At 42.0% G+C, this 10,276-nt stretch carries 11 protein-coding genes; 5 read left to right on the top strand and 6 right to left on the bottom strand.

What is annotated here, in order from left to right; all coding sequences use genetic code 11:
- Positions 1–76: 76 nt before the first annotated feature.
- Together ASG85_RS03980 and ASG85_RS03975 are read right to left on the bottom strand one after the other, a co-directional pair.
- Positions 77–970 (bottom strand): IS3 family transposase, encoded by an 894-nt coding sequence (locus ASG85_RS03980; RefSeq protein ID WP_235550061.1) that lies wholly within the window; start codon positions 968–970, stop codon positions 77–79.
- Positions 971–1,005: 35 nt separating this feature from the next.
- Positions 1,006–1,326, bottom strand: a complete 321-nt coding sequence (locus ASG85_RS03975; protein ID WP_060645406.1) for a transposase — start codon at positions 1,324–1,326, stop codon at positions 1,006–1,008.
- Between the two features lie 560 nt (positions 1,327–1,886).
- On the opposite strand from ASG85_RS03975, the gene ASG85_RS03970 reads away from it, so the two are divergent.
- The 4 genes from ASG85_RS03970 to ASG85_RS03955 all read left to right on the top strand — a co-directional run bounded on the left by ASG85_RS03970 (position 1,887) and on the right by ASG85_RS03955 (position 5,331).
- Positions 1,887–2,921, top strand: a complete 1,035-nt coding sequence (locus ASG85_RS03970) for a multicopper oxidase domain-containing protein (RefSeq protein WP_060645405.1) — start codon at positions 1,887–1,889, stop codon at positions 2,919–2,921.
- A 21-nt stretch (positions 2,922–2,942) separates the two neighbouring features.
- Complete coding sequence (locus ASG85_RS03965) at positions 2,943–4,151, top strand: ZIP family metal transporter (RefSeq protein WP_060645404.1); 1,209 nt, start codon at positions 2,943–2,945, stop codon at positions 4,149–4,151.
- A gap of 33 nt (positions 4,152–4,184) precedes the next feature.
- On the top strand, positions 4,185–4,364 hold the full coding sequence (locus ASG85_RS03960) for a twin-arginine translocase TatA/TatE family subunit (RefSeq protein WP_057305396.1): 180 nt from the start codon (positions 4,185–4,187) through the stop codon (positions 4,362–4,364).
- A gap of 157 nt (positions 4,365–4,521) precedes the next feature.
- The gene (locus ASG85_RS03955) at positions 4,522–5,331 is read left to right on the top strand and encodes a transporter substrate-binding domain-containing protein (RefSeq protein ID WP_060645403.1); all 810 of its coding nucleotides are present in this window, start codon (positions 4,522–4,524) and stop codon (positions 5,329–5,331) included.
- Positions 5,332–5,378: 47 nt separating this feature from the next.
- Here the strand turns inward: ASG85_RS03955 and cydS are convergent, their stop codons facing one another.
- The 4 genes from cydS to ASG85_RS03940 all read right to left on the bottom strand — a co-directional run bounded on the left by cydS (position 5,379) and on the right by ASG85_RS03940 (position 9,001).
- Positions 5,379–5,480 carry a cytochrome bd oxidase small subunit CydS gene (cydS, locus tag ASG85_RS39800; RefSeq protein ID WP_414858666.1) on the bottom strand — a complete coding sequence of 34 codons (102 nt, stop codon included), beginning with the start codon at positions 5,478–5,480 and terminating at the stop codon, positions 5,379–5,381.
- A 4-nt stretch (positions 5,481–5,484) separates the two neighbouring features.
- Entirely contained in the window at positions 5,485–6,513 is a 1,029-nt protein-coding gene (locus ASG85_RS03950) for a cytochrome d ubiquinol oxidase subunit II (protein WP_057305394.1), read from the bottom strand.
- A complete protein-coding gene (locus ASG85_RS03945) occupies positions 6,510–7,859 on the bottom strand; it encodes a cytochrome ubiquinol oxidase subunit I (protein WP_057305393.1) in 1,350 nt (449 codons plus the stop codon). The genes ASG85_RS03950 and ASG85_RS03945 overlap by 4 nt, the downstream gene beginning before the upstream one ends.
- A gap of 671 nt (positions 7,860–8,530) precedes the next feature.
- Positions 8,531–9,001, bottom strand: a complete 471-nt coding sequence (locus ASG85_RS03940) for a MarR family winged helix-turn-helix transcriptional regulator (RefSeq protein ID WP_057305392.1) — start codon at positions 8,999–9,001, stop codon at positions 8,531–8,533.
- Positions 9,002–9,127: 126 nt separating this feature from the next.
- Between ASG85_RS03940 and ASG85_RS03935 the strand changes: the two genes are divergently transcribed.
- Positions 9,128–10,003, top strand: a complete 876-nt coding sequence (locus ASG85_RS03935; RefSeq protein WP_060645402.1) for an SDR family NAD(P)-dependent oxidoreductase — start codon at positions 9,128–9,130, stop codon at positions 10,001–10,003.
- Positions 10,004–10,276: the final 273 nt, after the last annotated feature.

Raw genomic sequence — 10,276 nt, 5'->3', positions numbered from 1 at the left:
CGGCTAGGCCCCCGAATTCTGGAGTCTTCCCGTTAAAAAAGCCAATTTTCGTAAGATTGCTTCTTTGTGCTAACAGTTACATTGCTTTATAGAATATCGATCGGTCTTCCWGTGTCATCACCCATTGGGAGAATTGAATTGGCGCCATCTTTTTTAAACTACCGTGCATTTTACGGTTATTGTAGAAGTCCATGTAATGATCAAGGGCTTCATAGGCTTCATCGAATGTCATGAAATCCCTTCTACCGAACACATCACGCTCAAGCAGGCTATGGAAAGATTCAATGTAGGCATTAGCATTAGGTGAGCGCGGCGGTATCCGTTCATGAACCATACTGAGGCTCTCGCACGTGTCGCCAAATAGTTGGCTGATGAACTGAGGACCATTATCTGTACGAATAGCAGGGAGCTCTTCCCCAGGCTTTACYCGGCTTTCTAAYGCCYGCCATAGCGTCTGTACGGCGTGCTTGGCTTCACAAACCGGTCCTCTGTACTGCTGAACGACGACACGATCAAACACATCAATAATACTAAGCATAAAAAAGAAACGTCTGCATCCCGTCACGTAACCATATTTGATATCCATCTGCCAAAGTTCGTTRGGCCCCGTCACGATTCGGTTTTTCGGTAATCTGCGTGGATGTTTCGTCTTACGTTCACGTTGTTTCTGAAGAATTCCTTGTTCTTTACAAAGGCGATAGGATTTCTTTTTGTTCAATATTAAACCTCGTTCATTACGGAGACATTGAGCAAGAAGCTTGTATCCATAGACATGTTCTTCACCTTCAAGAAGCTCTAGCAGCCACTCTGTTATTTGTTCGTCACTTACTTTTTCACCTGTTACCGTTCGAGAAAAGCCAKGCAGAGGGCGTCCTTTTTGGTTATCTGCCTTAGGCGCTGTAGTGTTTGAAATGCGTTTTCTCCGGTCGTAATAAGTGGACATAGAAAGCCCTGTGATGCGCAGAACCAGCGCTGCTACTTCTCCCCGCTTAATGAACTGGTCAGCTACTTCGTACTTTTCGGATAAGCGGGGTTCCTCTTTTTTATAAGTTCTCTTAGAATCTCATTCTCAAGTTCTTTTTCACCAAGTATCTTCATTGCTTTCTCGTACTTCGCTTCAATTTCTTGAAGCCGCTGAAGCTCTTGCAGGTGCTCATCTGTCATTGGAATCTCTTCCGGAGYCACCTCATCTCGATGATCTCTAATCCATCCGCGAATCGTTTCTGGGTGCACATCATACATGCGGGCCAATGCCCCCACCTTAATCCCAGCTAACGCTTCTCGCACAGCTTTCAAGCGTATTTCTTCTCCTAATCTTTTTCCCATTCCGGATCATCCCCTTTGTAAATAAGTTTAATTTATTTGAAAGGAGGACTCCAGTTTATTTAGGGGGCCTAGGAGCTCTTCTCCTAATCTTTTTCCCATTCCGGATCATCCCCTTTGTAAATAAGTTTAATTTATTTGAAAGGAGGACTCCAGTTTATTTAGGGGGCCTAGGAGTTTTTTGCAACAATAAAGCAGAAAACTTGAATTAGCTTGCGTAATGTTGTACAAAATGCAACAAGATACGAATGATCAAGCGAATGTTTGAATCAATTACGTCTAGGGTGTAACAAACTTTGCATCAAACTTTACAAACAGTCTCGTCAAAGGTCGGTGTAAGCCGGTTTTTTGAACGCAAGCTTTCTTATGAGAAGAATAGAAATGATGGCATTTTTTTTAGGAAAAAATAGGTTTACAAACTCTGGATATAGGCTTATAGTGAAATAAAGGTGTTTCCCTTGGTAAACTCTTTGTCCCATCGGAAATAAAATTTTTTTTGACTAAAATGTTTCCCTAATACAAAATAATTGTAAACAAGCAATATTAAATAGGAGGGCATGACGATGTTCCGTAAACCGGTTGATAAGGTATCAAGACGTAATCTTTTGAAAATGGGAACTGCTGGGGCTTTTGCTGTCATTGGCAGTGCTTTACTGAATCCATTTGGTAAAACAACATTAGCTGCGGATAAGCATAGCGTTCATAATGCTATGAAAGAACAATTGCATGATGGTATGAAGCATGGTTATGTTCCGAGTACAGAAGTGACTGAAGGTTTTAAAGCAGCACAGAAAGCACTCACAGCATTTGATTATGGCAAGGTTAGTAAGCTTCCTGATGGAAGAACGTTAAGGGAATACGAAATTTCATCATATGAAACTAACGTTGAGATCGCGAAAGGGATCAAGTTTCCCGGGTGGACATTCAATGGCACGATACCTGGACCCACAATTCGTTGTACCGAAGGGGATGTCCTTCGAGTGAAGTTTACCAATGCAACCAGCCATCCGCATTCGATTCATTTTCATGGTATGCATCCTACCAACATGGATGGACTGGAAGCAGTTAATGCAGGTGGTTCATTCACATATGAGTTTGAAGCAAAGCCTGCTGGTATGCATGTTTACCATTGTCATGTTGCTCCTCTCGCCAGACATATTCATAAAGGACTTTATGGTAACTTCATCATCGATCCGAAAAAACCAAGAGCAGCAGCAAAAGAAATCAATATGCTTATGAACGGCTATGATCTTGACCTAGATGGCGAAAATGAAGTCTACACGGTGAATGGATACGCATTTGCCTATCAGCAAGAACCAATTAAGGTGAAAGTTGGGGAACTCGTACGTATTTATCTCAGTAATCTTACTGAATTTGATCCCATTAATTCTTTTCACCTTCATGCGAACTTTTTTAACTATTATGCAACTGGCGCGGATCCTGAAGCTCGTCCCAATTTTACAGATACCATTATGCAATGTCAGGGAGAACGTGGCATTTTAGAAATTGTGTTTCCAGCTCCCGGGCGATACATGTTTCATGCTCATCAAAGTGAATTCGCTGAGCTCGGTTGGATGGGCTTCTTCATAGCTGAATAAGAAAGGAGGAGTGAGCGTACGATGAGTACTAATGTTCAAACCGAAAATAAAATTTCTCCAAACAAATTTAAAGCTATCCTATGGGGAATTCTCCCCCTAATCTTACTAATTGCGATTATCACTACCATTGCAAAAGTAGGAACAGGAGTCGAAAATGAGCCGGCTGCTCCTATTGAAGTTCTGAATGTGGAGAAAATAACGCTCAATGATGAAGGAATCCAACTTAAGGTGCTTAATTCAGGACCGGAGGAAATTACGATCGCCCAAGTCGTCGTGGACGGAGCCTTTTGGAATGCGGAATTCTCGCCAAGTGATACCTTACAAAGATTTGAACGTGGAACAGTCAAAATCCCTTACCCCTGGGTGCAAGGAGATCCACATGAAGTTAAATTAATCACCTCAAATGGATTAATTTTTACCGGTGAAGTTGCGGCCGCAGCTGCAACACCTGTACCAAATGGTAAACTTTTTTGGCAATATGCATTAATAGGATTTTACGTAGGGGTTGTTCCTGTTGGGTTAGGACTCATGTGGTATCCATTTTTACGTAGATTTTCGGTTAGAGGGATGCATGCTATTCTCGCATTGACGATAGGGCTTTTGTTCTTTCTGGTGATCGACACCTTTCAAGAAGGATTTGAAATGGCTTCAGAGGCTCCAGGTGTATTTCAAGGTACCGGACTGGTATGGTTTGGTGCACTGCTCAGTTGTCTCTTCTTAATAGCGGTGGATCAGTCGAATGATCGCAAGCTAAGCAGCAGTTCTTTGGAGGGAAGAAGGGTATCGAGCAAAATCGCTACAGGTATTGGTCTTCATAATTTTGGCGAAGGGCTTGCCATTGGATCCGCTTTTGCAGTCGGAGAAGCTGCTTTGGGAACCTTCTTAATCATCGGGTTTACTCTTCACAATATCACGGAAGGCGTGGGGATTGCGGCACCCTTACTGAAGGATCGTCCGAACTGGAAGACTTTTGTCACCTTAGCATTGATCGCCGGTGGACCCGCGATTATTGGAACTTGGGCAGGTGGATTTATTTTTAACGATACATTAGCCGCGCTATTCTTCGGTATAGGCGCTGGTGCTATACTGCAAGTCATCTATGTCATTTCCAAAATGATTCTTAAAGAATCCGAGAAAAGAGGTCTTTCTCCTGTTTCTTGGATGAATTTTGGAGGTTTAACTGCAGGAATTCTTATTATGTATGTGACAGCTCTCATGGTTAAATTTTAATTCAGAAACCATAATATGGGGTAGGTGAACATCATGCTATCAGGCATTGGCGTATCAGGCTTTGTCATCATCTTTGCAGTTGCGTTACTTTTATTCGGACCTTCGAAGCTTCCGCAGTTAGGCCGCGCATTCGGTACAACGATTAAGGAGTTTAGGCAAGGAACGAAGGGATTGTTGGAAGAGGATTCCAAAGAGAAGCAGAAAGTAGAATGAATAGTAGACCAATCCACAATTTTGCGGATTGGTCTTTTTCATATTTTTAATACTCCTGAATTAAAACTTACACAATATGTGCTGCCATATCTGCATAACCGATTAACAATTTACAAATAATACCGTTGTTTACTTGATAAGGAGGGCATAAAAGGCAATGAATATACGAGTTCGAAGCAAGCAGGGGATCATGCTGTTGATCGTTCTCTTGGTAACGCTAGCTTTCACAGGATGTTCGAAAGATGAAGCGATCAAAGTCGGTATCGAGAAAAATAACCGTCCCTTTACGTATACAGAGGGGGAAGAGAAGAAAGGCTTCGAAGTGGAATTATGGCAAGCCATTGCTAAAAAGGCGAAACTAAAATATGAATGGGTAGCTATGGAATACGGTGAGTTGAACAAAAGTGTGAAATCAGGCGATGTGGATTTGGCAATCGCCGGAATGACCGTTACGAATGCTCGCAAAAACAAATTAGACTATTCAGATCCTTATTTTCAATCGGGAGAAGCGATACTCACCGCATCAGATAACGAGGGGATTAAAGGCAAAGATGACTTGGCCAAGAAAGTGGTGGCAACTAGGAATGGATCGACAGCTTATCATGTTGCGAGTGAAATTCAAGGGATCAAAATAAGGAGCTATGCGAATATCTCCGATGCTTACGATGATTTGAAAAATAAAAACGTTGATGCAGTTGTTTTTGAAGAGCACAGCATTCAAGATTATGTGCAAAACTCAGCAGAAGGAAAAGCTAAAAAAGTAGGGGAAGTTTTCAACAAAGATAGCTACGCAATCGTTGCTAAAAAGCGGAACATGTACATGGGAAAGATCAATAAGGCCATTATAGCAGTCTCCAAAGATGGAACTTATGAAGCTCTCTATACGAAGTGGTTCGGAAGTAAACCAGAAAAAATGCCTAAAGAGCTTAAACACGACATGGAAAAGGATATTGAACACGAATCATAAGGAAAGAAAAGTCGACTAATAAATAGTCGACTTATTCGTCTTACGGATTATTCTGTCACGTCGGATGCCCTTGGAACCCACAGAATCATAAAAACAAGTGAACATAGAACAAATATCGGTGGAGCATATTGGATTAGCATGTTTTCCATAGGTTTAGTCACCCTTCTTTATAAATTTACCTTGTACATAATCAGCATCAAAAAGAAATAGACGCATAAGCAGAAACAGAGATGGGATTACAATAACAAGCCCTGCAATTAAGGCAATGACTAACGCAGTTCCCATTGCTTGATTCGTAAAGTTTTCGTGAATGGAGATGTATGGAAATAAAAGATACGGTAAATGGGCCTTACCATAACCAAAGAAAGCAAAAGCAAATTGCAAAAGCACCAATATGAACGCTAGACCTAGCTTAATTTGTTTCCAAAGGAAGTAGACGGCAACTAAAAAGCAGAGAAATGATGCTCCGAACATCCATCCAAGGTTAAGCATGTTGCGGAAATGTTCTGGGTTTTGCTGGTTTATGGCGAAAAAGACAAGCAGACTTGCAAGAATAGTAGGTCCGCTCCAAAAGAGAGCATAGCCTCTTAAAATTCTAAAAGCGGGATAGTCTTTTGCTCTATAGGCATAGAAGGAAAGGAACATGGACGAGATATAAAGGACGCTGACCAGCGATAGCAGGATGACCGACCAAGTATAAGGACTCCCAAGTAACTTACTCCAATCTAGTAAAATCATGCCGTTCTGTTCAACGATGATTCCACCCTCAGATATGGTTAGTACCGTAGAAAGGGTTGCAGGGATGAGCAAGCCCGTAGCTCCATAGAGCAGCATGTACCATTTATTATCCTTGGAACCATAGTTGCTGAAAGCGTAGTAGGCTCCTCTTATGGCTAACAATATGATAGCCACACTGCCTGGCACGAGTAACGCAGTACCATAATAACGTGCTGTTTCAGGGAAGAATCCAACCATACCGACGTAGAAGAAAACTAAGAATACATTGGTAACTTCCCAGACAGGAGACAGATATCTTTCAATAATCTTATGAATGATATGCTTTTTCATCGTAATAACCGAATAGTAACTGAAGAAACCAGCACCAAAATCAATGGATGCCACAATTAAATACCCGTATAAAAAGATCCACAAAACAGTTATTCCAATTAGTTCTAGGCTCATTCTTTGGTCCTCCCTCCGAAAATACCAAGTGCAATCAGTTCATCTGCAACATCGTTTTTTCTGAAAAGTTTGGATAACACTTTTACTGCGGTCAATGCTAAAACGATATAAAGTAAACAGAACAGCAGTAACATGGTATCCACGTCTTGTGAAGTTGTAGCGGCATCAGCTACCTTCATATATCCACGCAATATCCATGGTTGGCGGCCAACCTCCGCGTAAAACCATCCACATTGGATGCCTAGCATGGAAAGAGGACCACACACAATGATAATCGCTAGAAGCCATCTCGGATAAGGTTTACGGGATTTCTTACGTGAGTACCACATATGACAAATGGCAACGACGATCACAAACATACCTATAGCAACCATGGCGTCAAAGAAATAATGCACGTATAGAGGAGGACGAAGATCTTTAGGAACATCATTCAGCCCTTTTACCTCAGTTCCTGGAGTTCCACCTGCCAAAATACTTAGAGCATACGGAATTTTCAACGCATATTTAACCTCATTATTTTGAGTCAAAATACCACCAAGAACGAGCGGTGCATTCGTAGCCGTTTCAAAATGCCACTCGGCTGCGGCAAGCTTTTCAGGTTGATTATGAGCTAGAAATTTGGCTGATAGATCTCCGATCATAGCCGTAGTTATAGCGAACACTAGCCCAGCAGTAACGGTCAGTTTTAATGCTTTTTTGGCGTATAAAGTGTCCCCCTTTTTCCTGAGAAGGGAGTAGGCCGCTATAGCAGCCAAGATGAATGCGCTGGTCATGTAGGCTGAGGAAAGCACATGTGCCACTTTGGTGGGCATTGATGGATTAAACATTGCTAGAATCGGCTGTACATTCGTAATTAAGCCATCTTTTAGAGTGAAGCCTTGCGGCGTATTCATGAATGCATTCACTGTCGTAATAAAAAACGCTGAAGCAGAGGAGCCAATGACAACAGGTACGAGTAGTAGCAGATGATGTTTAGGTTTCAATCGTTCCCATGTATATAAATAAATGCCTAAGAAGATAGCCTCGATGAAAAAGGCAAAAGTCTCTAGAAATAATGGAAGCGCAATGGCTTGCCCGGCAATCTCCATGAACTTCGGCCACAATAGGCTGAGTTGAAGCCCGATGGCAGTACCAGTAACCACTCCAATAGCAACGGTGATAACGAATCCCCTAGCCCATCTTCGTGCCAACAATGCATAATAGGGATCTTTACGTTTAATGCTGGCTAACTCAGCCAACATAATCATGACCGGAACGCCAACGCCGATGGTAGCGAAAATGATATGAAATGCCAGTGTGGTCTCAGTGAGTAGGCGGCTATAAAATACGGAATCGTAGATAGGCATATGGACTCATCTCCTTTGTTAACTTTCATAAGTTCAAAAAAACTTGCGGATAAAAGAGAGGAACATGACAAAAGCAACAATGAACATCAGGTACATCAATCGTTTTTCATGTTTTCGAGATTGGTTCAAGCGGTATCACCTTCTGTTTTCAATTTGATTTGTTATATGTTTCTATCTTACTCGATGTATGTGATTTTTTTCACATGATATGTGAATACGGTTTGAACAAAGTATTACAACTTTATTAACGTTATGAGTAATAGTAATCAGGACCGACGTGATCCGGGCCTACGAAAGTATTCTGGATACGTATCAAAATGAAGTACTGCTCTAGGCGCGGGCTCAGACGATCCAGGAAGACTCGATCCGCAAAGCGATGCGTAATGGATCCGGGAAATCCGGCCAAATGGTTTTGGACACTTTCCGTGTGGTCGGCAGTTTTTACACGAGAGTGAAGTGAAGGAGAATTGTACGATTATACATGCATGAAATGCGATCATCCATTGTTTATGGCTTAGATGGTTGGAGGCCGTCTGGCAGCTGGTGTTACCCGGCTTAACTTCCGGTCATCATTAAAAAAGGGCAGTCGAATGATTCGACTGTCCTTCTTTATTATGAATCTCCAATGGCTTCCTTGAGAAAATTACTTGCCATTCGATTCGGTTAACTTGTTATTTTAAATGGCTGACAGCAGCGTTGAAATGTTTGAGCATTTCACTAAAAGATTCAAGCTGGTCATCTTCCCATTTTGCAATGCTTTCAAAAAAGACGGATTCTTTTTCTTTTAGAGCATCTACGGTCATTTGTCGTCCAAGCGGAGTCAGTGATAACAGTACGCCTCGACGATCATCAGGGGACGTTTCACTTTGCACATAGCCTAATCCCTTGATTTGATTGACAAGACGACTAACAGAACTACGGTCCATTGCTGTAGATTCCGCTAAAACAGTAGCGCTTGCAGGACCGTACGAGAAGAGCCATCGGACAATAAGAAACGCTGCGGGTTGCAGGGATGAATCGAAACGTGCCGCAGCTCTGACATTGAGCGCATGGGAGGCGCTAATAAGTGCGTTTAACTGTTCGCCGAGCCTAAGTTCCAACTGCTCTCTCTCAGTAAGTTGGTTTGGAGTCAATTCCTTCATAGTTCACCTCAAATGAGTAGTAATCTCTAAAACAACTTGACATATATCAAACAAATACATATGATTGACATATATCAAGTATATTGATTTATCCATTACGTGTCAAACCGCAAGGGAGGACTTATTATGACAACTAACCAAATTATTGTAATTACTGGCGCTACTAGCGGTCTCGGCCAACTTGCTGCAATGGAAATGGCAAAACGCGGGGCTCATCTTGTGTTAACAGCCAGAAGCAAAAATCGGGCTGAAACGACTGTAAAACTGTTAAAGGACATCGCGCCGAAAACAAAAGTGGACTTTTTTTTCGGAGACCTATCGATAATGAAAGATGTCAGGAAGGTCGGAACTGAAATCAAAGCTTCATATCCAAAGATTGATGTACTAATAAATAATGCAGGATTGCATGCATTTGAGCAGCGAATTACATCTGAGGGTTTTGCAGAAATGATGGCCGTTAACTATTTGGCTCCGTGGTTATTCACCCATTTATTACAACATTCATTGATGAAATCAGGAAGTGCAAGGGTTGTAAATGTCGCCTCAGAGGCATCGCGCAATCATGGTGAGCTCAAGCTTCCCGAGGATTTGACCGATACCTCATCTTTTACTGCTAGTGGCTCGTCTTCGCATTATGGTAAAACGAAGCTGCTCAATATTATGTTTACTGGAGAACTGGCACGTCAATTTTCTGGAACGGGGGTCTCTGTTAATGCGCTAAATCCGGGCTTCAATGTAACGGGTCTCGGACGTGAGCTCTGGTTTGCTGCAATACTTGAACGTATTTTTAAATTTCTGCATGTCGGAGATCCACGCAAAGGAGCTGAAATTATTACACGGTTGGCTGTTGATCCGCAATACCAGGATGTGACCGGCGGTTACTTCAACGTTGGAACCGGGGACTCTATTACGCCAATATCCCCTGGCGGAGATGCCAAAATTCAAAGAAAACTGTGGAATGATACGCAAGAATTATTGCAACGAAAAGGCTTCATCGAGTAGAAGGCAGAAGTGAAAAGAGTTAAAATACGGTCGAATAAGTAATGATTACCGTAAATAACTAGTAAGTCTGGTGTCACAAAGGGGGTTCATTCGGGAGGGGAGAGGTGGCTTTTTGATGTATATGTGTATAATAGAAGTATGATATTTTTAAAGGGTGGTCTCCATACGATGATTAAATGCACCAATTGTTCGAAACTCACAGAACTTCAGATGCAGCGCTGCATCCATTGTGGGAAGATCCTAACTTACACCGTTGCAGAGAAATTCGATATC

The organism is Paenibacillus sp. Soil724D2 (genome assembly GCF_001427935.1).
GTDB lineage: Bacteria > Bacillota > Bacilli > Paenibacillales > NBRC-103111 > Paenibacillus_E.
This window is presented reverse-complemented; position numbering and strand designations above follow the sequence as displayed.